The sequence below is a fragment of the Burkholderia sp. CCA53 genome (genome assembly GCF_001685525.1).
Classification (GTDB): domain Bacteria; phylum Pseudomonadota; class Gammaproteobacteria; order Burkholderiales; family Burkholderiaceae; genus Burkholderia; species Burkholderia multivorans.
On record NZ_BDDJ01000002.1, the window covers coordinates 1,298,712 to 1,325,347 of the forward strand.

Genomic DNA, 26,636 nt, shown 5'->3' on the forward strand with positions numbered 1-26,636 from the left:
GAACGACGATGCATACGCTTTATTTGATCGCGATCGTCGCGGAGGCGATGTCGGGCGCGCTGATGGGCATGCGGCGCGGGATGGACCGCTTCGGGCTGGCGCTGGTCGGCGCCGTGACCGCGCTCGGCGGCGGCACGGTGCGCGACGTGCTGCTCGGCCACTATCCGCTCGGCTGGATCGCGCATCCGCAATATCTGGTGATCACGCTCGTCGCGGCGACCGTCGCGTCGCGCCTCGCGCGGCACGTCGCGCGGATGAAGACGCTGTTCGTCGCCGTCGACGCGCTCGGCCTCGCGGCGTTTACGATCATCGGCTGCGACGTCGGCGCGTCGACCGGTGCGGCGCCGATCATCGTCGTGCTGGCCGGTGCGATCACCGGTGTGTGCGGCGGCATGCTGCGCGATCTGCTCTGCAACGAGATGCCGTTGATCCTGCGCCGCGAGCTGTATGCGAGCGTCGCGTTCTTCACGGGTGCGCTGTACGTCGCGCTTCAGCATGTCGGTATCGACGCACGCGTCGCGACCATCGTCGCGCTCGCGGCCGGCTTCGCGATGAGGATGCTCGCGGTACGGTTCGGTTGGGAGATGCGGACGTTCGGCGCGGCGGACGTCGAGCATTGACCGCGTGTGCGGCACGTGTGCGGCGTGCGGGACGACTGCATGCCGTGCATGTCGGCGTCGACGGACGCATCGCGACTGTCGTCTAGCTCACAGCGAGGGCGGCGGCGTCGCGATGCGGATGCTCGCGGACGTCGAACGTTGAGCGCATACGGCGCGTGGGCCGACTACATGGGGTGCACTTCGGCCGCAGGTCACGCGTACGGCCGAGCGCTATGCCGGCACCATCACGGGCGGCGTACCGTCGCCGCTGTCGATCCGTTTCACCGCGAACCCATAGCAGCGCGCGATGTGCTCGGGCGTCATCACATCGTGCGGCGTGCCGTGCGCGACGATCGTGCCGTCCGCGAGCATCGCGATCGTGTCCGCATGCCGCGCGGCGAGATTCGGATCGTGGACGATCGCGAGCACGCCGATCCGCCATTCGCGCGCGATCGCGCGCACCGTATCGAGCAGCCGATGCTGATGCGCGAGATCGAGCGCGGCGGTCGGCTCGTCGAGCAGCAGATAGCGCGTCGGCGACGCGTCGCGAGCGTCGCGGCCCGCTTCGTCGTCGGACGGCCACAGCTGCGCGAGCACGCGCGCGAACTGCACACGCGCGAGCTCGCCGCCGGACAGCGTCGTCACGTCGCGGCCGAGCAGCGTGTCCGCGCCGGCACGCGCGAGCGCGTGCCACGCGATGCCGCGATCGCGTCGCGACACCGCGCCGCCACGGCCACGCGCATGCGGATAGCGGCCGAGCAGCACGATCTCGTCGACACTGAACGGAAAGGCCGGTTGCGCGGCTTGCGGCAGCACCGCGCGCAGCCGCGCGAGCCGCTGCGCATCGATCTGCGCAAGCGGTTCGCCGTTCAGCGCGATGCGGCCGGTGACGCGCACGCCGTTCGGCGCGGCGCTGCCGGTCAGCTCGCCGGCCAGCGCTTTCAGCAATGTGCTCTTGCCCGCGCCGTTGCGGCCGAGCAGCGCAGTGACGCGGCCCGGTTCGATCGTCAGCGACAGATCGTGAAGGATGACGCGATGTCGGCGTACGACACGGAGATGTTGGACGGTCAGCATGATCGAGACGGAGGCGCGACTAAGCGCCGAGCGAGCCGCGGCTTTTCCACAGCAGCGCGAGAAAGAACGGTGCGCCGAGTAGCGCGGTCAGCACGCCGAGCGGAATCTCGGCCGGCGCGGCGAGCGTGCGCGCGGCGAGATCGGCCGCGAGCGTCAGCAGCGCACCGAGCAACGCGGCGCCGGGCAGCACGATGCGCTGGTCCGGCCCGCACGCGAGACGCACGCAATGCGGCGCGACGAGGCCGATGAAGCCGACGATTCCCGCGCACGACACGAGCGCGCCGACCGCGAGCGCGACCGCGACGAGCACGCGCCGCTTCAGCCGCTGAACCGGCACGCCGAGGTGCAGCGCTTCGGTTTCGCCGAGCTGCAGCGCGTTCAGCGCATCGCGTTCGCGCATGAGCAGTGCGCAGCCGAGCACCGCGCACGGCGCGACGGCCGCGAGCGTCGACCATTGCGCGCCGCCGAGGCTGCCGAGGCTCCAGAACGTCAGCGAGCGCAACTGCGCGTCGTCGGCGACGAACGTGAGCAGCCCGATCGCCGCGCCGACGAGCGCGTTGATCGCGATGCCGGCGAGCAGCAGCAGCGGCAGTGCGAGCCGCCCGCGCGACGCGGCGAGCCGGTAGACGAGCGCCGCGATCGCGAGCGCACCGACGAAGGCCGCGGCCGGCAGCGCGGCCGCACCGGCATGCGCGGCGAACAGCGCGGGGCCGAGCACGATCGCGGCCGTCGCACCGAGCGCCGCGCCGCTCGACACGCCGACGAGCCCCGGATCGGCGAGCGGATTGCGAAACAGCGCCTGCATCGCGGCACCGGCAGCGCCGAAGCCGCCGCCGACGAGCAGCGCCAGCACGACGCGCGGCGCACGGATGCCGAGCAGCACCGCACGCGCCTGTTGCGCGGCGGGGTCGCCGGCGAGCGCGGCCCACGCGTCGGCCGGCGAAATGCGGTACGCGCCGACACAGAGCGCGACGACCGACATCGCGCCGACGAGCACCGCGAGCGCGCCGAACGCGACAGGTGCAAAACGGCGCTGCGTGCCGATGCGTCGTGCGCCGTGCGCGCCCGCGGCGACCGACGACGCGCGAATCGACGAGAGACGAGCGGACATCGGCGATCCCGTTACGCGAGCGTGTCGGACAGACGCCGATGCAGCGTCGTGACGGCGAGCGGCAGCCGCGGGCCGAAGCCGAGCAGCAGCAGCGCGTCGAGCGACACGATGCGCTGCGCGCGACCGGCCGGCGTCGCGGCGAAGCCGGGTGCACCCAGCAGCGCCGCGCGCCCGCCGACCGCGGCGAGCCCTTCGTCGGAGATCAGCACGACGTCGGGCGCGGCGGCGGCCAGTGCCTCGCTCGTCAACGGCTTGTAGTGATCGAAGCCCTGCATCGCATTGCGCGCGCCCGCGTAGCGGATCATCGCGTCGGCCGCCGTGCGCCGGCCGGCGACGAGCGCCTGGTTGCCGGTGTGATTGAGCACGAACAGCACGCGCGGCGGCTGCGCGCCGCCCGGCACGTGCGCGGCGACGGTAGCGCGCGCGGCCTGCCAGTCGCGGTCGAACTGCCGCAGCAGCGCGACGCCGGCATCGCGCATGTCGAGCGCCTGCGCGATGCCGGCGATCTTCGCGCGTACCGATTCGGCATCGTGATGTTCGTCGAAGGTCTGCACCGCGACGCCCGCGCGCGCGACTTGCGCGATCGCGGCCGGCGGACCGGCTTCCGCCGACGCGAGCACGAGATCGGGCCGCAACGACAGCAAACCTTCGGCCGACAGCGCGCGCTGATAGCCGACCTTCGGCAAGCGCTTCGCGGCCTCCGGATACGTGCACGTGGTGTCCGCGCCGACGAGCCGGTAGCCGCGCGCGTGCTCGCCGCCGAGTGCGAAGGCCGTTTCCGCGAGCGCGCCGCCGATCACGACGACGCGCTTCGGCGCGGACTGGACGGCCGCGATCGCGCGCGCGGGCACCGTCGCCGCGAGCGCACTAGCGGCCGCGCCCGCCAGCACCGCGCGGCGGCGCGGATCGAACGTGCGCGCGCTCATCGTGCGTCCCCGCGCGCGGCGGGCGCGAGCGACGCGACGAGCGCGCGCCAGTCGTCGCGCTCCGGCTGCCCCGGCTTGCGTTCGCCGAACAGCAGCGCGACGTGCTCGCCGTTGCGGTCGAACAGTTCGACCGAGGTGACGATGCCGTCGCTCGTCGGCTTCTTCACGACCCACGCGGTCGCGATCATGTCCTCGCGCACGTGCAGGTTGAAGCCCGGATCGAGCACGTTGATCCATGCGCCGACTTCGCGCACGTTCGCGATGGGCCCCGTATGGATCTGGATCATCCCCGCGTTGCCGACGAACACCATGATCGGCTGGCCGCTCTGCGCCGCGCGTTCGAGCACGTGACGCAACGCGCGTGCGGCATCGAGCGGATACGCGTGCTGCGGATCGGCAAGACGCAACGCCTGCAGGCGGCTCACGCCGAAACGCTGCGTGATGCCGAAGAACTGGTGCGTGTCCGTCATCGCGTCCCACGCGGCGCGAAAGCCGACGACGTCGATCGCGCTGTCCGCACGCTCGGGTTTTTTCGGCGCGGCCGGCGCGACGTCGAGGCCCGGTTGCTGCGAGGCCGCGCGCCAGCGCGCGACGAACGCATCGTATTCGGCGTGATCGCTGTGCGCGCGCAGATAGACCTTGTGGATCGCATGGCCCTGCGCGTCGAAGAACTGCAGGCTCTTCAGCGGGCCGTGCGGCGTATCGTCGCGCACCGCGAACGCGTACGCCCACTGCCGATAGAAGATGCGCAGATCGATATCGCCGAGTGCGAGACCGACGAGGCCGTCGTGGCTCATCTGCGCGTACGCGCCGTCCTTTTCGTGCACGGCCGCGTCGTTGCGCGTGAGCGCCATCACGCGGCCGAGACGCGGCATTTCCTCGAACAGCTCGGGAAAGCGCGCATCGAGCCGCACCACGTGCTCGCCGACGAATGCGGCGAGCGCTTCGCCTTCGCTGACGCCGAGCGCCTGCGCGACGTCGCGGTTGCGCAGCCGGCGCTCGCGCTTGAGCTTCACGAATGCGTCGCGCAGCGAGGTGGACGTGCGCACGGAGGGCGCGGAAACGGGGGATTGCATCATGTCGGACTCCTTGACGGACGGTGGGACGCGCGTGCAGCCGGCGCGCATCAGAAATCGACCTTCATGCTGACTGCGACGGTACGGCCGGGCGACGTATAGGCGTCGAGCACCGGCGAATCGGCGGCGATGCCGCGCACGTCGGACCAGTTCCAGTACTTGCGGTCGAACAGGTTCCGGATGCCGACCGTCGCGCTCACGTGCTTGGTGAAGCGATAGCCGCCGCGCAGGTCGACGACGAACGACGAAGGCGGCGCGAAGCACGCGCGCTTCGAACAGTCGGACCGGTCGATGTCCTTGTCGCGCTTCGCGGCCTGGAACAGCAGATCGGTCTGCACGAACCAGCGTTCGGTCGGCTCGTAGCGCACGCCGAACACGGCGGAGAACGGATTCACGGTGTTGAGCGGCTGGCTGGCGGCGCCGTTGTTTTGTGTCGAGCCGCGCGTCAGCGCGAGCGCGGTGCGCAGCGTGATGCCGTTCGGCATCGCCCAGTCGGCGCGGCCTTCGATGCCGTGAACGCGCGCATCGGCGAAGTTGACGTACTGGAACACGAACGGATCGGTCGGCCGGCCGCTGCCGGCGATCGTCGTGCGCGCGATGAAGTTGCGGTAGCGGCCGGTGAACGCGGCCGCGCTGTAGCGAATCGTGCCGTAGCCGGTGCCGGCCCGGCCGCGCAGCCCGGCTTCGAACGTGTCGCTGGTCTCGGGCTTCAGGTTCGGATTGCCGATCGAGGTATAGCCGTACACGGGATTCGAGAAGCTGCTGTTGACCTGATCGGGCGTCGGCGCGCGGAATCCGTGTGCGTACTGCAGATAGGGAATCAGCGCGGGCGCGATCTCGTACAGCACCGCGACGCGCGGCGACAGTTCGTTCGCGTGCGTCGACACCGCGCGGCCGGTGAACAGCGGATCGTTGCCGGCCGGCTTCAAGCGATACGTATCGAAGCGCAGCCCCGGCGTGACGAGCAGGCGGCCGTAGCCGATCTGATCCTGCACGAACGCGCCGAACAGCGTGTAGTCGGTGTCGGGGAAGGCCTTGTTCGGAAACGTCTCGCCGACGCCGGGCACCGTGCCGTCGCGCAGGTTCGTGATCCGCGACAGGCTGCCGTCGACGCCGCCCAGCAGCTTGTGCGCAAGCGGGCCGGTCGAGAACCCGCTTTCGGCGAACGCGGAGCCGCCGAACGTGCGTTCGCGATAGCGGTTGTCGCGCGAGCGCGACGGCAGCGTGCCGCGCGTTTCGAACGCGTACTGGTCCTGCGTCGCTTCCTGGTAGTAGAACTGCACGTGCGCGTTCTGCAGCCAGCGCGAGGCGTCGTCGCGAAAGGCGTAATCGGCGCTGAAGCGGTTGCGTTCGAGCCGGTCGCTCGTCGTGAGGCCGAGCGTCGCGGGCGCGACGATCGCGGACAGCACGTCGGTCCCGACGCGCCGCTGCACGGTTTCGGCGGTCAGCCTGATCGTGTCGCGCGCGGTGGGCGTCAGCACGAGCTTGCCGAGCAGCGATTCGCTGTACACGTGCTGCGGGTTCGACGTCGTGCGCAGCGTGCCTGCCGCGTTATTGCTGCCGCGCGTGTCGATTTCGTGGCCGCGGCGGCCGTCGGCGATGATCATCCCCTGGATGCGATCGTTGCCGCCGGCGGCCGACACGGTCGCGCCGATGCTGCGGTCGGTCGAGTCGTAGCTTGGCCGGAACGAGAAGTAGATGGGCTTGCGGTAGATCGACAGCAGATCCTGCGGATCCTTCGTGATGAAGTTGACGGCGCCGGTCAGTCCGTCGCTGCCGTACAGCGCCGACGCCGGCCCGCGCACGATCTCGATGCGCTTGAGCGTATCGAGATCGGTGTAGTCGCCGCGGCCCGCCTCGAGCGGGCCGAACGAGAATGCGTTCGGCAGGCGGATGCCGTCTTCCATCAGCATCACGCGATTGCCTTCGAGGCCGCGAATGTTGATGCTCGAATCGCCGTCGCGGCCGCCGCCGAGCGCCGCGCTGCCGGGACGATACGCGGTGCGCCGCACCGTGATGCCGGGTTCGTAGCGCAAGGCGTCCTTGATGTTGGTGGCCTGCTGTTCGTCGAGGTCGTCCGCGTCGATCACCGAGACGGAAGCGGCGGTGCGGCTCGCGGCCGTCGCGGTGCGCGTCGCCGTGACGGTGACCGGGTCCAGCAGCGCGCTGCCGGCGCGTGCGGCTGCCGCATCGGCCATGACGGACGAGGCGGCGGCGTGGGACGGCGAAGAATCGGCGTGAGCCGTGGCGGCGGACAATCCGACCGCGCCGATGAGCGCGGCAAAGATCGGCTGGCGCGCCAGCGTAGAGCGATGCACAGGTGGTCTCCCATGGTTGAAACAAGCCCGAAGGCTGGCTGGGCGACGCGTTCACCTGGCTGGCCCATGCGCGCGATGCGGCGCACGGCAAATTGAAAGGAAGCTGACGAATGCCTGAAGTGTAAATGAGAATTATTATCGATACAAGGAAGCGAACGCGATGCGCGCGGGCGCGCAGCCGCCAGCGGCGCGCCACGGTGGCGCGCGATCAATTCGGGAGACGGGCGCCGTGACGCGGCGCTAGGCGAGCGATTCGAGGCGAATCAGCAGATTGCGCGCATGCGCGACGAACGCATCGTGAACGTCGCGCTCGGCGCGGCTTTCGAGCCCCGCCTGTTCGGCGAACGCGATCTGTTCGGTAAAGAGCTCGACGAGCGCGCCGCGGGCATCGACGGGAAGCGTGCGAACCATCGAGACGAGCAGCAGCTCCTGCGCGCGGAGCATGCCGGACAGCGATTGAGCGTTCATGCCGACCTCCTCGGACGATGCGGCGGCGGGCCGCACTTTCCATACTAGGCGGTCGACACGCGGCGCGCCGCGATCGCGAACGGGGAAGGCGCTTCGTGCGCGGCGAATCAGCCGGCGGCGGCGGTGGCCGTGCGCGCGGCGCGTACCGCCTGCGCGACGCGCTCGACGAACTCGGCGTCGACGCTCGACAGCGCTTCGCGCTTGCCGTCGGGCATCTGGACCATCAGCCGATACGTGACGTCCTGCGTCGTCCAGGCGAGATAGCCGACGACGACGAGCATCACGCCGACCACGAGCGCCGCGCTCGACGAGGCGACGCCGCCCGCGATCGCGGTGACGACGCCGATCAGCGAGATCAGCGATGGTACGAGCCGGTTTTTCGGGACCTTGACGACGTCGACGTCGCCGATGTCACGCAGCGCGAAGACCTGGCCGCCGGACGACAGCCCGTTGCGCGTGATGGTCACGCCGCGTTCGTTGAAAGGGTTTTCCATCGTGTGTTGCGTGGACGAAAACGCGCAGCGTAGCAGACTTCGTCGCCGGACCCAAAGGGACGGAGTGCCGCACGCGCCGGGCGCAGCGGCCGTTGCATGGCACGCGCGGCGCCGCGGCGGGCGCCGGAGGAACGCGGGAAGTGGCGGTTAGAACTGCAGGCGGCCGTCGCCGTACAGCCGGCCGGGCACGTGCGACGCGACGACTTCGGCGATTTCCGCGTCGGTCGATTCGGCCGGCACGATCTGCCGTCGCGCGGGTGCATCGAGATGCATCGTCCATTCGACGAGCCGATACGGGCGCCCCCACGGGCGCTGCATTTCGACGGACACGCGACAGCTCTGGACGGGTAACGAGTGCTCGCGGGTCAGAATCGTGTGCAGATGGCTGAAAACGGTATCTTCGATCATCACGGGCCTCCGATCCTGTCTTGTTATGGGTATCCGGTGGCGGCGCCGCCGGGTTCGCAAAAAAAATGCCGCCGATGCTCAGGCGGCCAACAGGGGGGGTGAGTGCATCGTCTCAGCCCAGAATTAAGCGAAACTTAAAAGCCCATAAAAAAGCGCCCCGCGTGGAGCGGGGCGCTTCTGCCGTCGTGATCCGCAGGTTGAGCGGATGCTTTAGAACTTGTGACGGATACCGACGCGTGCGGCGATCTGGTTCGACGAACCGTTGCCCGACGTGTTGAAGTAGCTCGTGCTCGAACCGATCTGCGCCTGTACGTTGTTGCCCGACGCCTTCTGGTAGATCACGAGACCGTACACGTCCGTACGCTTGCTGAGTGCGTAGTCGAGCGCGAGGTTGCCCTGGTTCCAGTGCGCCGATGCGCCGTTTTGCGTTGCGTTCGTGTACGTGTAGCCGGCTGCTGCCGACAGGGCCGGCGTGATCGCGTACTTCAGGCCGCCTTCATATGCGTTGTAGAACGTGCCGCCTGCACCCGAAACGGTCGAGAACTGCGTACGCGTCCACAGCAGCCATGCCGTTGCCGGGCCCCATACGTAGCGGCCGCCGACGCCGTACGTGCGCAGGTCGCGGACGTTACCCGTGCTGATGTTCGCGAGCGCCGTGTTGAAGTTCGAGCCGCCCGACGGCGTCGTCGACTGGCTCGGATAGCGGATGTCCGTGTAGGCCGCACCGAGCGAGAACGGACCGTTCGCGTAGTTCAGGCCAAAGCTGTATGCGCGCGACGAACCGCCGCTGTTCGTGGTGCCCGTGCCCGGTGCGCCTGCGAAGTCGGTCGAGTTCGAGAAGCCGTACAAGGCGCCGAACGTGAAGCCGGCGTAGTTCGCGCTCTGGAACTTCACCGCGTTGTTGATGCGGCTCGACGTGAGCTGGTCGACGTCGTTGACGTGGTACGCATAGTTGCCTGCGACCGTGTTGCCGCCCGTCGAGTAGTTCGAACCGAGCACGTCGGTCGAGAACGAGTACTGACGGCCGAACGTCAGCGTGCCGTACTGCGACTGGCTCAGGCCGACATAGGCTTGACGGCCGAACAGCGCGCCACCTTGGCCGAGTGCGCCCGTGCCGCTGTTGAAGCCGTTTTCGAGCACGAAGATCGCCTTCAGGCCGCCGCCGAGGTCTTCGGTGCCGCGCAGGCCCCAACGGCTGCCTTGCGCAACGCCGTCGTCGTACTTGAACAGCTTGCTGCTACCGCCGGTAGCGTTCTTGCTGTGGTTCACGTAGCTGATACCGGCGTCGATCACGCCGTACAGCGTGACGCTGCTTTGCGCGTGCGCCACACCGGCGGTGGCTGCCAGGATGGCGGTGGTCAACAGTTTCTTGTTCAAAGGATTCTCCGAGCGAATAAATGCGTGTCCAGTTGCGGTTCCGGCGCTCTCTGCGGGCGCTTTCACGGACCGACGGCGACTTTATCGACGTGCCACGTAATGAATGTGACAGCCTCTGTCATATGAAGAATGTGTGGTGCCGATGCGACATCCGGCCCCTGTTCCGGCCCGAAACAGGAGCTGAATTCTGCCCGGCGTCGCGGCCGCCCGTTATATCGAATTCGCCTGAACTTTGATCGCGCTGCGGAAAATGCACATGAAATAAGCTTGGTTGGTCGCGTTCCGGCCCCGTGCGACGATGCGCGTTCCAACAACGACACGGCAAGAGGAACCATGCGACGTTCGATCCTGACCGGCTTCGCCGCCCTCGGCGCGGCGCTGGCTTTCGCGGCGCCCGGCGCGCACGCCGATCCGCAGACGCTGAAGATCGGCACGATGAGCGGCCCCGATGCGCAGATCTGGAGCGAGGTGACCAAGGTCGCCGCACGCGAAGGGCTCGCGATCAAGATCATCGAGTTCAACGATTACGTGCAGCCGAACGCCGCGCTCGACGCCGGCGATCTCGATGCGAACGGCTTCCAGCATCAGCCGTTTCTCGACAGCCAGATCAAGCAGCGCGGCTACAAGATCGTCAACGTCGGGCTGACCTATACGGCGCCGATGGGTTTCTATTCGAAGAAATACAGGTCGCTGAAGGATTTGCCGGCGGGCGCGAAGGTCGGGATCCAGAACGATCCGTCGAACGGCAACCGCGCGCTGCTGTTGCTGCAGAAATACGGCGTCATCAAGCTGAAGCCCGGCGTCGGCACGAACGGCGTGAACGCGACGCCGCTCGACGTCGCCGAGAACCCGAAGAAGATCCGCATCGTCGAACTCGACGCCGCGCAACTGCCGCGCGCGCTGCCCGATCTCGACGCGGCCTCGATCAATACCGACTACGCGGTGAAGGCGGGGCTCACGCCCGTGAAGGACGCGATTGCGATCGAGGACCTGCGCGGGCCGTATGCGAACCTGATCGCAGTGCGCGAGCAGGACCGGAACAAGCCGTGGGTGAAGAAGCTCGTCGCCGCGTACGAATCGGACGACGTGCGCAAGTTCATCGAGCAGAAATTCGGCGGCGCGATCGTGCCGGCGTTCTGAGCGGCGCGTGCGGTGCGCGCACGGCGCGCTGCCGCCCGGCTCTCGCATCCGCCTCAAATACATCGCCCGCGCAAGCGGGCGATTTCGCTGTGATACAGGCCGCGGCGCGGCGCGCGTGCGGCGGCGCTTATGCGGACAGCAGCGACCCGGTGCGGATCGGCGTTGCGCCGGCGATGCGCGCGACTTCCATTCCGGCCGTCGCGAAGCGCACGACCTGACGCGCATACAGCACGCCCGACACGCTGCTCTTCAGCGTGACGACGCGATCGGTGAGCGGATCGACGATATCGGCGACTTCCTGACCGGCCTCGATCCACACGCCGACCGGCGTGCGGAACACCAGCACGCCGGACACCGGCGCGACGAGCGGATCGGTGCCCGCGAGCGGCGTGGCCGGATGCGCGAGCGGCGGCAGCGGCGCCGGCGTGCCCTCGACGATCCCGCGTTCGGTCAGATATTCGACGATCGCCTGCGCGTCTTTTTCCGCCAGCTCGTACGACACGTCGCGCTCGCTTCGCAGCTCGACCGTGACCGAGATCGCGCCGTTCGGAATCGGGAAGCGCTCGCCGAAACGGCTGCGCAGATCGGACCAGCAGAAGCTGTGAATCTCGTCGAACGGATTGCCGACCGAGTTCAGCGCGAGCAGCGACGCCTGCGCGTCGAGATAGCGCGCGAGCGGCTCGACATCTTCCCAGAGATCGGGGTTCGTATACAGGTGCATTACCGCGTCGTTGTCGCAGTGCAGGTCGAGCACGATGTCGGCGTCGTACGACAGCTTCTGCAGCGCGAGACGCTGCGATTCGAGCTCGGTGCGCGGCTTCTGTTCGTCGAGCGCTTCGCGCATCGCCGCGCGCACCGCTTCGACGTTGCGCTGCGCGTCGTGCGTGAGGCGGCCTTCGATGCGCGGCAGCACGAGCGCGGCGAGATCGTGGAAATTGCGGTTGAAGTTCTGCATCGAGCCGAGCTCGAAGCGGCCCAGATGATCGCCGAACACATGCTGCGACAGGCCGATCGGGTTCGGCACGGGCACGATGACGATCTCGCCGCGCAGCTTGCCGGCCGCTTCGAGCGCCGCGATCTTGCGGCGCAGCAGCACGGCGACCAGCATGCCGGGCAGTTCGTCCGCGTGCAGCGACGACTGGATATAGACCTTCTTGCCGCCGCGCGGGCCGTAATGGAAGCTCGTGATCTGACGTTCGGTGCCGACGGCGGGGGAAATCAGCGGATGGGTCTGCGTTTGCATGGTGACGGGAGCGCGGCGCAGCCGCGAATGGTCCGGTGTGCGTGGAAGGTCGATTGTACGTTGCCTTCGTCGAAGCCATCAAACCGGTTCCGGAACAGCCGTTTTCCCTTTGCAAATCAGCGGGTTGACGCGAAAAAAATAGCGGGACGCGCGGCGCCGTGCGCAGCCGCGCGCGCAAAAAAAACGGGCCCCTTGCGGAGCCCGTCTGCGCGGATGCGGCGCGCGCGCTTACTTGCCGTACACGTCGAAGTCGAAGTACTTCTTCGCGATCTTGTCGTACGTGCCGTCCTTGCGCATCGCCGCGATCGCCGCGTCGATCTTCGCCTTCAGGTCGGTATCTTCCTTGCGCAGGCCGATGCCCGCGCCTTCGCCGAGCGTCTTCGGATCGTCGAGATCCTTGCCCGCGAAGTCGAAGCTCGCGCCGCGCGGCGTCTTCAGGAAGCCGATCTCGGCCTGCACCGCGTCCTGCAGCGCGCCGTCGAGGCGGCCCGCGATCAGGTCGGCGTACACCTGGTCCTGGTTCTGGTACGGGACGACCTTCACGCCCTTCGGCGCCCAGTACGTCTTCGCGTAGGTTTCCTGGATCGTGCCCTGCTCGACGCCGATCGACTTGCCCTTCAGCGATTCGGCCGTCGGCATCAGGCCCGAGCCCTTCTTCGCGACGAGGCGCGTCGGCGTGTTGAACAGCTTCGACGAGAACGCGATCTGTTCCTGGCGCGCCGGCGTCATCGACATCGACGACAGCACGCCGTCGAACTTGCGGGCCTTCAGCGCCGGGATCATCCCGTCGAAGTCGTTCTCGATCCACACGCACTTCGCGTTCAGGCGGCGGCAGATTTCGTTGCCGAGATCCACGTCGAAGCCGACCACCTTGCCGCTCGCGTCTTTCGACTCGAAAGGCGGGTAGCTCGCGTCGACGCCGAACCGCACGGTCGTCCAGTCTTTCGCGTATGCGCTGCCGGCCGATACGGCGAGCAGGGCAACGGTCACAGCCGCAAGAATCTTTTTCACTCGGTGACTCCTCGTTTTGTTCGATGGGTGCGCGGTTGTGCCGCGCCGTAAGCCTTCGGCCCGGCGCGGCTTCGCGTCGGACTGTCCGTTTCGCCTGCCCGATGCGGGCGCGCGACGTGCGCAAGATTATCAAGACAAAATACCGGCGCGGCGCCTAGGACATGCCCCGATACCGGATCGGGCGGCCGCGCGGCGACTTGTCGCGCGTGCCTGCCTTCCGGAACGCTTCAGCCGAGCGTTTCGTTGACCGCGCGCCGCAGGCACGCGATGAACTGCGACACGGCCGGCGTCGGCAGCAGGTCGCGCCGCGCGATGATCGACAGGTCGAAGCGCGGCATCGCGTCGTCGAGCTCGGCCGTGCGGATGCCGAGCGGCGCGACCATCGCCGCGAGCGGGCGCGTGAAGCAGCCGATCACGTCCGAGCGCGCGACGAGCCCGAGCGTGACCGCGAACGACATCGGCGAGCGCAGCAGGCGCTTCGGCAGCGGCAGCCCGCGCGCGTCGAACATCGCCGTCATCACGCTGTGCGGAAACTGCTCGGCGCCGACGGTGACGATCCACTCCGCGTCGAGCAATTCCTCTAAACGGCGCGCGTGCGCGAGCGGATGGCCGTCGCGCATCGCGACGACGAACTCGGTCGACAGCAGCGGCGACTGCGTGAAATCGCGGTCGAGCGCCGGCACGTGGTGCATCGCGGCGATGTCGAGCGTGCCGTTGCGCAGCTGCGCGAGCGCGTCGGGCACCGTCACTTCCTCGAGATGCAGGCTCACGTTCGGCATCGCACGGCGAAACGCGGTGACCGCGTGCGGCAGCGCCGTCAGCGCGATCGACGGCATCGTGCCGACCGCGACGCGGCCGGACATTTCGCCCTTCACCTGTTCGACCGCTTCGAGCGTGCGGCGCATGTCGCCGAGCAGCTGCTCCGCGCGCGGCAGCAGCGCGTGGCCGCAGGCCGTCAGCTCGACGCCGCGCACGCTGCGCACGAGCAACTCGGCGTTGAGCGCGGTTTCGAGCTCGCGGATCGTATGCGTGATGGCCGGCTGCGTGACGCCGAGTTCGCGCGCGGCGGCGCGCAGGCTCTTGTGATGCGCGGCGCAGACGAAGGCCTGCAGTTGCGCGACGTTCAGGTGATTTCGGATGCGCGTCATCGGTCGGGTTCGGGAGCGGGCGCGCCCGGTGGCGGCCGGTGCATGGGACCGGCTCGCCGCGGGCGGCGGTGCGAAGATCGATAGGGTAGCGCGCCGCGCGCGTCGCGTGCGGCCGTCGGCGCAGCAAAAAAGGCCCGGAAACCTGCGTTTCCGGGCCCGGAGTCCCTCGACGATGAGGGTGGAGGAGACGTCGTTATCGGGATGCGCCCCCGCTGCTGCGGCACGCGCGGTTCGTGGTCAGATCGCCCAGCCGCCGAGATAGAACGTGACGAGCACGGCCGCGATGATCACGGTGCCCGCATTCAGCTTGCGGAATTCGCCGCTCGCGACGCGGCCGATCACGAGGGTCGAGAAGCCGAGCATGATGCCCGTCACGATATTCGCGGTCAGCACGATGAACACCGCGCAGACGAGCCCCGACATCGCGTCGACCATGTCGTCCATATGCAGCTTCGCGACGCTGCCGAGCATCAGCAGCCCGACGTACATCAGTGCGGGCGCGGTTGCGTACGACGGCACGAGCGCGGCGAGCGGCGAGAAGAACATCACGACGAGGAACAGCAGGCCGACCACCGCGGCCGCGAGACCGGTCTTCGCGCCGGCGGCCACGCCGACGCTCGATTCGATATAGGCCGCCGCCGGTGCGCCGCCGAGGAAGCCGGAGAAGATCGAGCTGACCGAATCGGCGGTCAGTGCGCGGCCGCCGTTGACGATGCGGCCGTTTTCGTCGAGCTGGCCGGCCTGGCCGGCAACCGCGCGGATCGTGCCGGTCGCGTCGAACACGGCCGTCATCACGAGTGCGAGCACGCTCGGCAGCACGGCCATCGACAGCGCGCCGCGAAGGTCCATCGCGCCGATCAGCGACGCATGGCCCGGCGTGCTCAGCGACGGCAGCGCGAAGACGCCGCGGTACTTCACCGCCGGATCGAACGCGAGGCCGAACAGCGAGATCGCGATCACGACGAGCAGGATGCCGCCCGGCACGCGGCGCTTCTCGAGGCCGAAGATCGCCGCCAGGCCGATCACCGACATGATGACCGGGAACGCGGTGATCTGACCGAGCGACACCGGCAGGCCGGCGCCCGGGTTCTTGATCACGAGGCCGACGTCGTTCGACGCGATCAGCAGCAGGAACAGGCCGATGCCGATGCCGGTGCCGTGCGCGACGCCCGCGGGCAGATTGCGCAGGATCCACGAGCGCACGCCGGTGATCGAGATGCCGGTGAACACGAGACCCATCAGAAACACCGCGCCGAGCGCGACGGTCGGATGCAGCCCCTTGCCGAGCACGAGGCCGAACGCGGTAAATGCCGTCAGCGAGATCGCGCAGCCGATCGCGATCGGCAGCTTCGCCCACAGGCCCATCAGCAGCGAACCGAACGCGGTCGTCAGGCAGACCGCGACGAACACGGCGCTCGTGTCGAAGCCGGCCTTGCCGAACATGCCGGGCACGACGAATACCGAGTAGACCATCGCGAGGAACGTGGTCGCGCCCGCGACGATCTCGCGACGCTGCGTGCTGCCGCGCGACGATATGCCGAAATACCGGTCGATGACGCCCGGCGTGCCGAAGTCGTTTTCTTCCGTGCCGACGCCGACCGTCGGCTGCACCGGGGTATCACTCATGAGCTTGCTCCTTTATCAGCGTGCTGAAACGGCGCGTTGCGCGCCGTCGTCAGGGTGTCTCGTATCTGGTTGGAATGGCGGCAACGTCGTGGGGACGCATCGCGCGCGACGCGGGGCCGCCGGCAGGCCGGCGCGAACCGCATCGCGGCGGTCGCGTCACCGGCGCTTTGCCGTAGCGAAGAGTAGGCGAACGCCTGTCGGCGTCCCATTGGGAGACGAGCATGCAGCGCATGTCGCAGCGCTTATATCGGCGTGCGGCGGGGCATCGTCGCGAGAAAACGCGTGTATACGCCTAGATCGGATCCGTTAAGGCGACTATTTGCATGCGCGAATGGCAGGGCCGGCCGCTGCGACGAGGGGGCGGTGAGCGGGAGGTCGGGCGTGGACGCGTCGCCGGCGGCCGATGCGTCGGGCCGCCGACGCGCGCGACGCGTGCGTGGTCGCACGCGCTTCGCGCGTTCGGCGCGTTATGCGGCGCCGGCCGGCGTCGGGGCGTGGTCGGCGATCAGGCGCTCGGCCTTCAGCGCGTCCCACAGTCCGGCTGGAATCGGCGCGGATGCGAGGCGCAGGTTTTCGTCGATCCGCTCGGGCCGACTCGCGCCCGGGATCGCGGCCGCGACGGCCGGATGCGCGAGCGAGAACTGCAGTGCGACCGCGCGCACATCGACGCCGAAGCGCTCGGCAACCTGCCGGATCCGCGCGACGCGATCGAGCATTTCCTGCGTCGCCGGCTGATACTCGAAATGTGTGCCGCCCGCGAGCACGCCGGAGTTGTAGGGGCCGCCGACGATGATCCCGAGCCCGCGCGCGGCGCTTTCCGGCATCAGCCGCTCGAGCGCGCCCGCATGATCGAGCAGCGTGTAGCGACCGGCGAGCAGGAAGCCGTCCGGATCCGAGCGTTCGAGCGCGAGTTCGCAGGGCTCGATCCGGTTCACGCCTAGCCCCCAGCCCCGGATCACCTTTTCATCGCGCAGCCGCGTGAGCGCCTTCGCGGCGCCCGACATCGCGACGTCGAACACGTCGCGCCAGCGCTCGCCGTGAAAGTCGACGGCCGGATCGTGGATCCATACGGTATCGAGCCGGTCGGTGCGCAGCCGCTTCAGGCTCGCTTCGATCGAACGCAGCGTGCCGTCCTCGGTGTAGTCGTAGACGATCTTGTTCGGCAGCCCGTGGCGGAACAGGCCGCCCTTCTCGCCGAGATCGCGCTGCGACGCGTCCTCGTGCTCGTCGAGGACGAGCCGGCCGACCTTCGTGCCGAGCGAGTATTCGTCGCGTGGCCGGCCGGCGAGCGCTTCGCCGAGCCGCAGCTCGGCGAGGCCGGCGCCATACAGCGGCGCGGCATCGAAGTAACGGATGCCGCTTTCCCACGCGGCGTCCACGGTCGCGAGCGCCTCGTCGTTCGGGATGTCGCGATACATGTTGCCCAGCGGCGCGGTGCCGAAACCCAGGCGGGAAGGAAGTGCGATTCTCATGCGAATGTTCCGGTGACCGGTTCGTGCGGCCGCGTTCAGCGGATCGCGACCGGATTGATGTTGACCTGCGTCGAGCCGACGTACAGCGGCTGGCCGAGCACGAACAGGAATTCCCACGCGCGGTCGCGCACGAGCGCGCGGCTGTCGATCAGCTCAAGGTTGTAGATGCCGCGCTTCGCGAGCATGTACTGGTTGATCGGAAACTCGTCGGCGCCGTGCGGATTCGGATAGACCTCCGACGCCCATGTGTCGCCGCCGAACGCGACGATTCCCTGATCGGCGAGCCACTTCGCCGCTTCCATGCCGATGCCGGGCTCGACTTCGAGGAACTGTCTGTCGTCCTTGCCGATCAGCTCGAGCCAGCCCGTGTTGAACAGCACGACGTCGCCCTTGCGCAGCGTGAGCCCTTCGCGCTTCAGCACGGCCTGGATGTCGGCGACCGTGAATTCGGTGCCGCCCGGCACGATCGGCTTGCCGTAGTACGCGGTCATGTCGAGCACGACGCCGCGCGTGACGATCGGCGGCACCTTCTCGACGCCGAGCTTCTTCACGCCGTCGACGGTCACGAAGTCGATCGCGCGGTTGCCGTTGTAGTACACGTTGTCGATGCCGATGTGGCCGATGCCGTTCAGCTGCGTGCCGACGCCGGTCCACGCATTGACGAGCTCGTCGTTGAACGTGAACTTGTTCGGCCCGAGGCTCTTGCCGGCCTGCTGGCCGACCTGTACGTTGTACAGCCGGAAGCTGCGATGGCGAAACGCAGGCAGGTTCTTGTCGACCGGCACCGCGAGCGCATACGTCTTGCCGGTCTTCACGAGGCCGACCGCGGCGCGCACGACGTCGGGCGTCAGCAGGTTGGCCGCGCCAATCTCGTCGTCCGCGCCGTATGCGGACGGATACCAGTCGGCTGCGGCGATGGCCGGCGTCGCGTGGGTCGCGGCAAACGGCAGGATGGCGGCAAGCGCGAGCCGTGCGAGAGTGACTTTCATTCTGGAGTCCTGTGAACGGTCATGCCGCGGCTTGCGCGAGCGTCGGATAGTCGGTCAGCCCTTGCGCGCCGCCGCCGAACAGCGTGTTGCGGTCGTGCAGCGCGAGCGGCGCACCCGTACGCAGGCGCTCGGGCAGGTCCGGATTCGCGACGAACGGCCGGCCGAACGCGATCAGGTCCGCCCAGCCGGCCGCGATCGCTTCACGCGCGCGCTCGGCCGTGTATTTGCCGGCGTAGATCAATACGCCCGGGAACGCGGCGCGCAGCTGCCGCTTGAACGCGACCGGCATCAGCGGCGCATCGTCCCAGTCGGCTTCCGCGATGTGCAGATAGCCGATCCCGAGTTCGCCGAGCAGCTTCGCGGCCGCGAGATAGGTCGTTTCCGGATCGTCGTCGACGCAGCCGTTCAGCGTCGTCAGCGGCGCGAGACGCACGCCGACGCGCGATGCGTCGCCGGTGCCGTCGATCAGCGCCTGCGTGACTTCGCGCAGGAAACGCAGCCGGTTCTCGAGCGAGCCGCCGTACGCGTCGGTGCGCGTGTTCGCGTTCGAATCGATGAACTGGTTCACCAGATAGCCGTTCGCGCCGTGCAGCTCGACGCCGTCGAAGCCGGCGTCGATCGCGTTGCGCGCGGCGGCACGGTACTGCTTGACGATCTCGCGGATCTCGTCGATCGTCAGCGCGCGCGGCTCGGACGCCTGCACGAAGCCGGGCGTGCTGCCGTCTTCGCCGGCGATGAAGACGTTCACGCCCTTCGCCTGCAGCGGCGACGACGAGACGGGTTGCCAGCCGCCGAGCAGGCTCGTGTGGCTCAACCGCCCGACGTGCCACAGCTGCGCGAAGATCCGGCCGTGCGCGGCATGCACGGCGTCCGTCACCTTGCGCCAACCGGCGATCTGCTCACGCGTGTGAATGCCGGGCGTCCATGCGTAGCCCTTGCCGAGCGGTGCGATGTAGGTGCCTTCGCTGACGATCAGCCCCGCGCTCGCGCGCTGTGCGTAGTACGCGGCCATCAGTTCGTTCGCGACGTCGCCGGGCTGGCTTGCGCGGGAGCGCGTCATCGGCGGCATCACGATACGGTTCGGCAGCGTCAGCGCGCCGAGGCGAAGCGGTTGGAAAAGCGGGTCCTGGGTCATGATGATGTCCTTTCGGATGCCGCGGCGCGCGGCCGCGGACAGGTCGATTCGATAAACGGGCGGGGCGCTCAGTCCCACTTCGGCGCGAGGCCGGCCGGGTCGACTTCGCGGCCGTTGCGCTCGAGCGCGGCGATCTGCGCCATGTCGTCGTCGGTCAGACGCAGCGTCTGCGCGAGCAGGTTGCTCGCGAGGTTTTCGCGCTTCGTCGACGACGGAATCACCGAGTAGCCGAGCTGCATCGCCCATGCGAGCGCGACCTGCGCGGGCGTTGCAGCGTGGCGCTTGGCGATCGCGCCGATCACCGGGTCGCCGAGCACCTTGCCGTAGGCGAGCGTCATGTACGACGTCACGTGGATGCCTTCGGCGTTGAGGAATTCGACGAGCTTGCGGTTCTGCAGATACGGACTCAGTTCGATCTGGTTCGTCGCGATCGCGTCCTTGCCGACCGCCGCGATCGCTTCCTTCGTCAGCGCGATATTGAAATTCGAGATGCCGATCCGGCGCGTGAGGCCCTTCGCCTTCGCGTCGGCGAGCGCGGCCATGAACGTCGCGAGCGGCACGCCGTTGTCGGGGGCCGGCCAGTGGATCAGCGTCAGGTCGACGGTGTCGGTGCGCAGCTTGCGCAGGCTTTCCTCGAGGCTCGGCACGAGCTTGTCCGGCGCATAGTTGTCGACCCAGATCTTCGTCGTCAGGAAGAGCGCATCGCGGCTGACGCCCGACGCGGCGATAGCCTCACCGACTTCGGCTTCGTTGCCGTAGATCTGCGCGGTGTCGATCGCGCGGTAGCCGAGTTCGAGGGCGTTGCGGACCGAGTCGATGACGACCTGGCCCTTCAGGCGGTACGTGCCGAGGCCGAATGCGGGAATGGGGTTCATCATGGGCTCCTGGATGGATGGAACGGTGTCGCTACGGGAATCATTGTGGTCCGTCGGACTCGTGAGATAAACGCCGTTAGCGGACAAAAATATTTGATTCGGAATCAAGGATCGGGCGCGGCTTCGCGGCTGCCGCCGCCGCTGCCGCGCCCGCGTGCCGGCGTTACGCGGCGCGCACCTGCGTGCGCGGATGGAACGCCGGAAGCACGTCCGCCGCGATCTCGGCCATCGACTCGCCGACCGGCCGCCGGTTGCGGCGGAAATGCAGGCCGACGTGCTGCACGCCCGCGTCGCGCATCTCGGCCAGTTCCTCGGCGAGCGCGATGCGGCCCGCACGTGCGCCGAAGCGGTGCCGCTGCAGCGGCTCGTGCGGGTCTTCCGCGAGGTCGAGATGGATGAAGCTGACGTACGGCTTGCTGCCCGCGACCGCGCGCCAGTTCGCCGCGCGCTGCGCATGGTCGGCCGGCGAGCCGGGATAGGCGAGGCAGCCGTCCATGTGCTCGCCGATCCAGGCCGGCGTCTGCTGCGCGAGGCCAGCGACGAGCAGCGGCACCGGCGTGCGCGCGGCCGGCAGCACATCGAGGCCGGGCGGCAGATGCGCACGCGCGCCGTCGCGCAACAGCGCGATCTGATCGCGGAAGTTCGCGCCGCGCGAGGCGAAATCGCGGCCGAACAGCGGATATTCGACCGGACGATCGCCGCTCGCGACGCCGAGCAGCAGGCGGCCGCCGCTCAGTTCCTGGATCGTCGCCGCCGATTTCAGCGTCAGCAGCGGTTCGCGCAGCGGCAGCACGACGGCGGCCGTGCCGAGCAGGATGTCGCGCGTGACGGCGGCGAGATAGCCGAGATACGAGAAGGTCTCGAAGACCTGCGCGGCATCGCCGAACGACGGGTCGTAGACCGGCACGTCGCGCACCCAGAGCGCGCGAAAGCCGAGCGTGTCCGCGCGCCGCGCGAGTTCGGCGTGCAGCGTCATGTCGGGCACGCCGGGACGGCGGCCGTCGTGCTGGCGCTTCGCGTCGCCGCCGGGCGACCAGTCGTTGTCGAGCGGCAGTTCCACGCCGATGCTGAAGCCGCCGGCGGTGAGGGTGTCGAGGGAAGGGGACATGATCGGACTCCGTTCAGATTTCGCGCAGGCTGCCTGCGAGGCGGTGGAAATCGAGCGACGACGCCGTGAAGAACGCGCGCGACGTGCCGGCGGCGAAATCGTCGATGTGGACGACGGTCGCGCGGTCGGCTTCCTGCCAGGCGATCGCGTAGGTCTCGCCGCTGACGTGCTGCCACGTGTATCCGACTTCGTCCGATGCGCCCGCGTACGGGCCTGCGGTGATCGCGTAGCGCAGGTGCACGCCGTCGTCGTCGTAAGCGTTCAGTGCGGTCAGGCCGTCGTAACGGACTTCGAAGGTCTTGCCCGCGAACGGCGGGCGCGGCGTCGATGCGTTCATCGTGTGGCTCCTGGGGATCGGTGCGCTCAGTGCGCGAGTTCGACGCGGTCGGCCGTGCGTTCGGGCAGGCCTTCGCTGCGATCGAGGCGGCCGCTCAGCGCGGTCAGCGCGAATGCGCCGAGCGTGACGACCGCGGCGATCCACGGCGTCTGGCCGAGGCCGACATGCGCGACGATCAGTCCGCCGAGCGACGAACCGCCCGCGACGCCGAGGTTGAACGCGGCGATGTTGAAGCCCGATGCGACGTCGGTCGCCTCCGGCGCGAAATGGCGCGCCTGCTTGACGACGTACACCTGCAGCCCCGGCACGTTGCCGAACGCGACGGCGCCCCATGCGAGCATCGTCAGCACCGCGAGCCACTTGGCGTGAACGGTGAAGGTCAGCGCGAGCAGCACGAGCGCGAGCAGCAGGAAGATCCGCTTCAGCGCCTTCACGGGGCCGATGCGATCGGCGAGCTTGCCGCCCCACACGTTGCCGAACGCGACCGACACGCCGTAGCCGACGAGCACGAGGCTGACCTGCGACGGCGTGAAGCCCGCGATCTGCTCGAGCAGCGGCGCCATGTACGTGAATGCGATCAGCGAGCCGCCGTAGCCGACCGCCGTCATTGCATAGACGAGCAGCAGGCGCGGCTGCGCGAGCACGCGGAACTGGCGCGCGAGCGGTGCGGGCGGCGTCTGCGCCAGCTTGCGCGGCACGAAGGCGACCGCGCCGATGAACGCGACAAGCCCGAACAGCGCGACGATCAGGAACGTCGCGCGCCAGCCGAAGTGCTGACCGATGAAGGTGCCGAGCGGAATCCCGGCGACGAACGCGACGGTCATGCCGCTGAACATCGTCGCGATCGCGCTCGCGGCCTTTTCCTTCGGCACGAGTGTGGTCGCGATGATCGAGCCGACCGAGAAGAATACGCCGTGCGCGAGGCCGGTCAGCACGCGGGCGACGATCAGCGATTCGTAGTTCGGCGCCTGCCATGCGACGAGGTTGCCGACGGTGAACAGCGCCATCAGCGCGGCGAGCAGCGTCTTGCGCGGCACGCGGCCGGTGAGCGCGGTAAGCAGCGGCGCGCCGATCGCGACGCTCAATGCGTACAGGCTGACAAGCAGCCCGGCCGACGGCAGGCTGACGCCGAGATCGGCGCCGATCGTCGGGATCAGCCCGACGATGACGAATTCGGTCGTACCGATGGCGAATGCGCTGATCGTGAGCGCAAGCAGGGCGAGTGGCATGACGGGATCCTGTTTCCAGTGAGGACGGACCGCAGTGTGCCGGCTTTACTTTTGCAGAAAAACTCGTCTATAAACCAAATTGTTTTGATTTCGGATCAACAATGAAGATCGCATGAAAATCACGCTCGACGAACTCCAGGCCTTCGCGGCCGTGGTCGACACCGGTTCGATCACGGCCGCCGCGCAGCAGCTCGATCTGACGGTGTCGGCTGCGAGCCGCACGCTCGCGCGGCTCGAGGAGAAACTGAAGACGACGCTGCTGCGCCGGACCACGCGCCGGCTCGAACTGACCGAAGAAGGGCGCGCGTTCCTGCAGGATGCGCGCGCGATCATCGAATCGGTCGAAAACGCGGAGGAGCAGATGCTCGCGCGGCGCGAGATGCCGTCGGGGCGGCTGCGCGTCGACGCGGCGACGCCGTTCATGCTGCACGTGATCGTGCCGCTCGTGCGCGGCTACCGCGAACGCTTTCCGAAGGTCGAGCTGGAGCTGAACAGCAACGAGGGGATCATCGATCTGCTCGAACGGCGTACCGACGTCGCGTTCCGGATCGGCCGGCTGAAGGATTCGACGCTGCACAGCCGGCGTATCGGCAGCAGCCGGCTGCGCATGCTCGCGAGCCCCGCGTATATCGAGGCGCACGGGCTACCGCGCAAGGTCGAGGATCTCGGCCGGCACACGCTGCTTGGCTTCACGCAGCCGGAGTCGCTGAACATCTGGCCGATTCTCGGCGCGGACGGCGAGCCGCAGCGCATCGAGCCCGCGATCTGGTCGTCGAGCGGCGAGACGCTGCGGCAGCTCGCGCTGGACGGCGCGGGCATCGTATGCCTGTCGGATTTCATGACCGCGCACGACCGCGACGCGGGCCGCCTCGTACAGGTGCTCGCGCGGCAGACGCTCGACGTGCAGCAGCCGATCAACGCGGTGTACTACCGGAACACCGCGATTTCGTCGCGGATCGCGTCGTTCGTCGACTATCTGGTCGACGCGCTCGGCGGCGGCGCAGTGGCGGCCGGCAGCGCGCCGTCGCGGCGCAAGGCCGCATGGTTGAGTCCGTCGTAGCGGCCGCGCCGGTCGCGACGCGCGTCGCGCGCCGGCTCGGCCGCGCGCCGCGTCACGCTTCTTCCGACCACGACATGTTGTCGCGCGCGAGCAGCGCCGACGACGCCGCAGGCCCGAACGTGCCGGCCGTATAGAGCCGCGGCCGGTCGCCGAGCTGCTGCCAGCCGTCGAGAATCGGCTCGACCCAGGTCCACGCGGCTTCGAGCTCGTCGCGGCGCATGAAGTGCGTGAGGCGTCCGCGGATCACGTCGATCAGCAGCCGCTCGTACGCTTCCGCGCGACGCTCGGGGATCGCCTGCTGCAGATCGAGGTTCAGGCTCACCGGCACCATGTTCATGCCGCTGCCCGGCTCCTTCGCGAGCATTTGCAGCTGGATCGACTCCTCCGGCTGCAGCTGGATCACGAGGCGGTTGCCGTAGTGGCGCGGGCCGCTCGGGATGATCGAAAACGGCATGTCCGCGAACTCGATCACGATTTCCGACTGACGCCGCTGCAGCCGCTTGCCGGTGCGCAGGAAGAACGGCACGTTCGCCCAGCGCCAGTTGTTGATATAGGCGCGCAGCGCGACGAAGGTTTCCGCGCGGCTGTCCGGCGGCACGTTCTCTTCCTCGAGGTAGCCCTTGACCGGCTGGCCGTCGACGGCGCCGGCCGTGTACTGGCCGCGCACCGTGTCGCGCGCGACGTCCGACAGCGACATCGGCCGCAGCGAGCGCAGCACCTTCAGCTTCTCGTCGCGCACCGCGTCGGGGTCGAGCGACACGGGCGGCTCCATCGCGACGATGCAGAGCAGCTGCAGCAGATGGTTCTGCACCATGTCGCGCAGCGCGCCCGTATGGTCGTAGAAGCCCGCGCGGCTGCCGACGCCGACCGTCTCCGCGACCGTGATCTGCACGCTGCGGATGCTCGGCGCCTGCCACAGCGGCCCGAAGATCGGATTGCCGAAGCGCAGCACCATCAGGTTCTGCACCGTTTCCTTGCCCAGATAGTGGTCGATCCGGTAAATCTGCGATTCCTCGAAATGCTTGCCGACCGAATCGTTGATCGCCTTCGCCGACGCGAGATCGTGACCGAGCGGCTTTTCGAGCACGACGCGCGAGTGCGCATCGACGAGATGCGCGGCCGACAGGTTGTCGCAGATCGTCGTGAACAGCTCCGGCGACGTCGACAGATAGAACACGCGGATCGCGCCGTCGCGCGACGCGGCCGCGAGCCGCGCGTAGTCGTCGGGCGCGTTCACGTCGATCAGCACGTACTGGAACAGGTCGAGGAAGCGGCGCCACGCGTCGGTGTCGAACGCTTTCTCGTCGATGAACGGGCGCGACTGCTCGTCCATGAACTTGCGGTAGCCGTCGATGCCCCAGTCGCGGCGGCCGACCGCGATGATGCGCGTGTCGGGCGGAAGGTTGCGGTGCAGGTGCGCCATGTACAGCGCGGGCAGCAGCTTGCGGGCGGCCAGGTCGCCGCCGCCGCCGAAGATGATCATGTCGACGGGCCGGTCGGCTGCGGTCTGAGTAGGCTGATTCGTCATGGGTGGTTCGCGATCTGAAACGGGGAACGTGAAACGGACGTCGAAACGGCCGGGCGCCGAAGCGTCCGGCGTCGGTGCGGCGAAGTGCTAATAGTGCACGCTTTTGACCGATCGCGTCTGTGTTCGCGTGTCTTCGCGTGGGGCGCTCGCTGGCGGTCGCGCGCGCGACGATCCGGCACCGGTTTGCGCGCCCGCGTGCGCCGGGATGGTGCATCAGGCGGCGCGGGCCGTGCGGCCGTGCGCGCGCGCGGGCGCCGCGCCGGCCGCGTTTGTCGTCCCGGAACGTGCGCTCAGCGCGCGAGCGCGTAGAACTCGGCGTTCGGCCGCATGTTGGTCACGTTGGCGATGCGGTTCGACATGCCGAAAAACGCCGAGATCGCCGCGATGTCCCACGCGTCCTCTTCGGTGAAGCCGTGCGACTTCAGCGTGTCGAAGTCGGCTTCGCCGACCTGCTGCGCAGCCTGCGACACCTTCATCGCGAAGTCGAGCATCGCCTTCTGCCGCGGCGTGATGTCGGCCTTCCGGTAGTTCGTCGCGATCTGGTCGGCGATCAGCGGGTCTTTCGCGCGCACGCGCAGAATCGCGCCGTGCGCGATCACGCAGTACTGACACTGGTTCGCGCTGCTCGTCGCGACGACGATCATTTCGCGTTCCGCCTTGGTCAGATTGCCGGGCTTGTCCATCAGCGCGTCGTGATACGCGAAGAACGCGCGGAACTCGTCCGGGCGATGCGCGAGCGTCAGGAACACGTTCGGGATGAAGCCCGACTTCTCCTGCACGGCGGCGATCCGCGCGCGAATGTCGTCGGGCAGATCGTCCAGCGCCGGCACGGGGAAGCGGCTGACGGGGGCGGGGGTGGCGGTGCTCATGGATTCTCTCCTCGT

At 68.4% G+C, this 26,636-nt stretch carries 25 protein-coding genes; 3 read left to right on the forward strand and 22 right to left on the reverse strand.

The window, feature by feature from the left end; translation table 11 throughout:
* Positions 1–8: 8 nt before the first annotated feature.
* A complete protein-coding gene (locus tag BCR55_RS22135; protein WP_006406758.1) occupies positions 9–620 on the forward strand; it encodes a trimeric intracellular cation channel family protein in 612 nt (203 codons plus the stop codon).
* Between the two features lie 210 nt (positions 621–830).
* Here BCR55_RS22135 and BCR55_RS22140 read toward each other — a convergent pair whose 3' ends face one another.
* The 9 genes from BCR55_RS22140 to BCR55_RS22180 form a co-directional block, all read right to left on the reverse strand.
* Positions 831–1,673, reverse strand: a complete 843-nt coding sequence (locus BCR55_RS22140; RefSeq protein ID WP_065495938.1) for a heme ABC transporter ATP-binding protein — start codon at positions 1,671–1,673, stop codon at positions 831–833.
* A gap of 19 nt (positions 1,674–1,692) precedes the next feature.
* Positions 1,693–2,784, reverse strand: a complete 1,092-nt coding sequence (locus tag BCR55_RS22145; protein WP_065495940.1) for an iron ABC transporter permease — start codon at positions 2,782–2,784, stop codon at positions 1,693–1,695.
* A gap of 11 nt (positions 2,785–2,795) precedes the next feature.
* Positions 2,796–3,710 carry a hemin ABC transporter substrate-binding protein gene (locus tag BCR55_RS22150; protein ID WP_059936296.1) on the reverse strand — a complete coding sequence of 305 codons (915 nt, stop codon included), beginning with the start codon at positions 3,708–3,710 and terminating at the stop codon, positions 2,796–2,798.
* Positions 3,707–4,789 (reverse strand): hemin-degrading factor, encoded by a 1,083-nt coding sequence (locus BCR55_RS22155; RefSeq protein ID WP_065496719.1) that lies wholly within the window; start codon positions 4,787–4,789, stop codon positions 3,707–3,709. Before BCR55_RS22155 ends, BCR55_RS22150 begins: the two co-directional genes overlap by 4 nt.
* Positions 4,790–4,836: 47 nt before the next feature.
* On the reverse strand, positions 4,837–7,104 hold the full coding sequence (locus BCR55_RS22160; RefSeq protein ID WP_065495942.1) for a TonB-dependent hemoglobin/transferrin/lactoferrin family receptor: 2,268 nt from the start codon (positions 7,102–7,104) through the stop codon (positions 4,837–4,839).
* A 240-nt stretch (positions 7,105–7,344) separates the two neighbouring features.
* Complete coding sequence (locus BCR55_RS22165; protein WP_053298167.1) at positions 7,345–7,572, reverse strand: hypothetical protein; 228 nt, start codon at positions 7,570–7,572, stop codon at positions 7,345–7,347.
* Positions 7,573–7,679: 107 nt separating this feature from the next.
* Positions 7,680–8,066 (reverse strand): DUF6232 family protein, encoded by a 387-nt coding sequence (locus BCR55_RS22170; protein WP_065495943.1) that lies wholly within the window; start codon positions 8,064–8,066, stop codon positions 7,680–7,682.
* Between the two features lie 147 nt (positions 8,067–8,213).
* Entirely contained in the window at positions 8,214–8,474 is a 261-nt protein-coding gene (locus BCR55_RS22175) for a DUF2866 domain-containing protein (RefSeq protein ID WP_012216319.1), read from the reverse strand.
* Between the two features lie 210 nt (positions 8,475–8,684).
* On the reverse strand, positions 8,685–9,851 hold the full coding sequence (locus BCR55_RS22180) for a porin (RefSeq protein ID WP_035945680.1): 1,167 nt from the start codon (positions 9,849–9,851) through the stop codon (positions 8,685–8,687).
* Positions 9,852–10,184: 333 nt separating this feature from the next.
* On the opposite strand from BCR55_RS22180, the gene BCR55_RS22185 reads away from it, so the two are divergent.
* Positions 10,185–10,991, forward strand: a complete 807-nt coding sequence (locus BCR55_RS22185; protein WP_006406767.1) for a MetQ/NlpA family ABC transporter substrate-binding protein — start codon at positions 10,185–10,187, stop codon at positions 10,989–10,991.
* Positions 10,992–11,118: 127 nt separating this feature from the next.
* Here BCR55_RS22185 and BCR55_RS22190 read toward each other — a convergent pair whose 3' ends face one another.
* The 11 genes from BCR55_RS22190 to BCR55_RS22240 form a co-directional block, all read right to left on the reverse strand.
* Positions 11,119–12,234 (reverse strand): succinylglutamate desuccinylase/aspartoacylase family protein, encoded by a 1,116-nt coding sequence (locus BCR55_RS22190; RefSeq protein WP_006397295.1) that lies wholly within the window; start codon positions 12,232–12,234, stop codon positions 11,119–11,121.
* A gap of 228 nt (positions 12,235–12,462) precedes the next feature.
* Entirely contained in the window at positions 12,463–13,245 is a 783-nt protein-coding gene (locus BCR55_RS22195; RefSeq protein ID WP_006397294.1) for an ABC transporter substrate-binding protein, read from the reverse strand.
* A gap of 227 nt (positions 13,246–13,472) precedes the next feature.
* Positions 13,473–14,393, reverse strand: a complete 921-nt coding sequence (locus BCR55_RS22200; RefSeq protein WP_006397293.1) for a LysR family transcriptional regulator — start codon at positions 14,391–14,393, stop codon at positions 13,473–13,475.
* A 237-nt stretch (positions 14,394–14,630) separates the two neighbouring features.
* Positions 14,631–16,019, reverse strand: a complete 1,389-nt coding sequence (locus tag BCR55_RS22205) for an NCS2 family permease (protein ID WP_035945687.1) — start codon at positions 16,017–16,019, stop codon at positions 14,631–14,633.
* A 467-nt stretch (positions 16,020–16,486) separates the two neighbouring features.
* Complete coding sequence (locus BCR55_RS22210; RefSeq protein ID WP_006408755.1) at positions 16,487–17,491, reverse strand: aldo/keto reductase; 1,005 nt, start codon at positions 17,489–17,491, stop codon at positions 16,487–16,489.
* Positions 17,492–17,526: 35 nt separating this feature from the next.
* Positions 17,527–18,480 (reverse strand): cyclase family protein, encoded by a 954-nt coding sequence (locus tag BCR55_RS22215; protein ID WP_065495945.1) that lies wholly within the window; start codon positions 18,478–18,480, stop codon positions 17,527–17,529.
* Positions 18,481–18,499: 19 nt separating this feature from the next.
* Positions 18,500–19,615 carry an alkene reductase gene (locus tag BCR55_RS22220; protein ID WP_035945691.1) on the reverse strand — a complete coding sequence of 372 codons (1,116 nt, stop codon included), beginning with the start codon at positions 19,613–19,615 and terminating at the stop codon, positions 18,500–18,502.
* A gap of 68 nt (positions 19,616–19,683) precedes the next feature.
* Positions 19,684–20,490: a 2,5-didehydrogluconate reductase DkgB gene (dkgB, locus tag BCR55_RS22225; protein WP_065496721.1), complete on the reverse strand. Its 807-nt coding sequence runs from the start codon at positions 20,488–20,490 to the stop codon at positions 19,684–19,686.
* Positions 20,491–20,653: 163 nt separating this feature from the next.
* The gene (locus BCR55_RS22230; RefSeq protein ID WP_065495947.1) at positions 20,654–21,598 is read right to left on the reverse strand and encodes an LLM class oxidoreductase; all 945 of its coding nucleotides are present in this window, start codon (positions 21,596–21,598) and stop codon (positions 20,654–20,656) included.
* Positions 21,599–21,611: 13 nt separating this feature from the next.
* Positions 21,612–21,935, reverse strand: coding sequence for an adenylate cyclase (locus tag BCR55_RS22235; protein ID WP_065495949.1), 324 nt, complete (start codon positions 21,933–21,935; stop codon positions 21,612–21,614).
* 26 nt (positions 21,936–21,961) lie between these two features.
* Entirely contained in the window at positions 21,962–23,164 is a 1,203-nt protein-coding gene (locus BCR55_RS22240) for an MFS transporter (protein ID WP_065495950.1), read from the reverse strand.
* Between the two features lie 112 nt (positions 23,165–23,276).
* Between BCR55_RS22240 and BCR55_RS22245 the strand changes: the two genes are divergently transcribed.
* The gene (locus BCR55_RS22245) at positions 23,277–24,224 is read left to right on the forward strand and encodes a LysR family transcriptional regulator (RefSeq protein ID WP_053298160.1); all 948 of its coding nucleotides are present in this window, start codon (positions 23,277–23,279) and stop codon (positions 24,222–24,224) included.
* 52 nt (positions 24,225–24,276) lie between these two features.
* Here BCR55_RS22245 and zwf read toward each other — a convergent pair whose 3' ends face one another.
* Both zwf and BCR55_RS22255 read right to left on the reverse strand, forming a co-directional pair.
* The gene (zwf, locus tag BCR55_RS22250; protein WP_053298161.1) at positions 24,277–25,752 is read right to left on the reverse strand and encodes a glucose-6-phosphate dehydrogenase; all 1,476 of its coding nucleotides are present in this window, start codon (positions 25,750–25,752) and stop codon (positions 24,277–24,279) included.
* A 290-nt stretch (positions 25,753–26,042) separates the two neighbouring features.
* Positions 26,043–26,621: a peroxidase-related enzyme gene (locus tag BCR55_RS22255; protein ID WP_006397285.1), complete on the reverse strand. Its 579-nt coding sequence runs from the start codon at positions 26,619–26,621 to the stop codon at positions 26,043–26,045.
* Positions 26,622–26,636: the final 15 nt, after the last annotated feature.

What these genes read in the sequence shown, in the direction of transcription:
- BCR55_RS22135 (WP_006406758.1), top strand. Translation starts at nt 9, where the DNA reads ATGCATACGCTTTATTTGATCGCGATCGTCGCGGAGGCGATGTCGGGC.
- BCR55_RS22140 (WP_065495938.1), bottom strand. Translation starts at nt 1,673, where the DNA reads ATGCTGACCGTCCAACATCTCCGTGTCGTACGCCGACATCGCGTCATC.
- BCR55_RS22145 (WP_065495940.1), bottom strand. Translation starts at nt 2,784, where the DNA reads ATGTCCGCTCGTCTCTCGTCGATTCGCGCGTCGTCGGTCGCCGCGGGC.
- BCR55_RS22150 (WP_059936296.1), bottom strand. Translation starts at nt 3,710, where the DNA reads ATGAGCGCGCGCACGTTCGATCCGCGCCGCCGCGCGGTGCTGGCGGGC.
- BCR55_RS22155 (WP_065496719.1), bottom strand. Translation starts at nt 4,789, where the DNA reads ATGATGCAATCCCCCGTTTCCGCGCCCTCCGTGCGCACGTCCACCTCG.
- BCR55_RS22165 (WP_053298167.1), bottom strand. Translation starts at nt 7,572, where the DNA reads ATGAACGCTCAATCGCTGTCCGGCATGCTCCGCGCGCAGGAGCTGCTG.
- BCR55_RS22170 (WP_065495943.1), bottom strand. Translation starts at nt 8,066, where the DNA reads ATGGAAAACCCTTTCAACGAACGCGGCGTGACCATCACGCGCAACGGG.
- BCR55_RS22175 (WP_012216319.1), bottom strand. Translation starts at nt 8,474, where the DNA reads ATGATCGAAGATACCGTTTTCAGCCATCTGCACACGATTCTGACCCGC.
- BCR55_RS22185 (WP_006406767.1), top strand. Translation starts at nt 10,185, where the DNA reads ATGCGACGTTCGATCCTGACCGGCTTCGCCGCCCTCGGCGCGGCGCTG.
- BCR55_RS22190 (WP_006397295.1), bottom strand. Translation starts at nt 12,234, where the DNA reads ATGCAAACGCAGACCCATCCGCTGATTTCCCCCGCCGTCGGCACCGAA.
- BCR55_RS22200 (WP_006397293.1), bottom strand. Translation starts at nt 14,393, where the DNA reads ATGACGCGCATCCGAAATCACCTGAACGTCGCGCAACTGCAGGCCTTC.
- BCR55_RS22205 (WP_035945687.1), bottom strand. Translation starts at nt 16,019, where the DNA reads ATGAGTGATACCCCGGTGCAGCCGACGGTCGGCGTCGGCACGGAAGAA.
- BCR55_RS22210 (WP_006408755.1), bottom strand. Translation starts at nt 17,491, where the DNA reads ATGAGAATCGCACTTCCTTCCCGCCTGGGTTTCGGCACCGCGCCGCTG.
- BCR55_RS22215 (WP_065495945.1), bottom strand. Translation starts at nt 18,480, where the DNA reads ATGAAAGTCACTCTCGCACGGCTCGCGCTTGCCGCCATCCTGCCGTTT.
- BCR55_RS22220 (WP_035945691.1), bottom strand. Translation starts at nt 19,615, where the DNA reads ATGACCCAGGACCCGCTTTTCCAACCGCTTCGCCTCGGCGCGCTGACG.
- dkgB (WP_065496721.1), bottom strand. Translation starts at nt 20,490, where the DNA reads ATGAACCCCATTCCCGCATTCGGCCTCGGCACGTACCGCCTGAAGGGC.
- BCR55_RS22230 (WP_065495947.1), bottom strand. Translation starts at nt 21,598, where the DNA reads ATGTCCCCTTCCCTCGACACCCTCACCGCCGGCGGCTTCAGCATCGGC.
- BCR55_RS22235 (WP_065495949.1), bottom strand. Translation starts at nt 21,935, where the DNA reads ATGAACGCATCGACGCCGCGCCCGCCGTTCGCGGGCAAGACCTTCGAA.
- BCR55_RS22240 (WP_065495950.1), bottom strand. Translation starts at nt 23,164, where the DNA reads ATGCCACTCGCCCTGCTTGCGCTCACGATCAGCGCATTCGCCATCGGT.
- BCR55_RS22245 (WP_053298160.1), top strand. Translation starts at nt 23,277, where the DNA reads ATGAAAATCACGCTCGACGAACTCCAGGCCTTCGCGGCCGTGGTCGAC.
- zwf (WP_053298161.1), bottom strand. Translation starts at nt 25,752, where the DNA reads ATGACGAATCAGCCTACTCAGACCGCAGCCGACCGGCCCGTCGACATG.
- BCR55_RS22255 (WP_006397285.1), bottom strand. Translation starts at nt 26,621, where the DNA reads ATGAGCACCGCCACCCCCGCCCCCGTCAGCCGCTTCCCCGTGCCGGCG.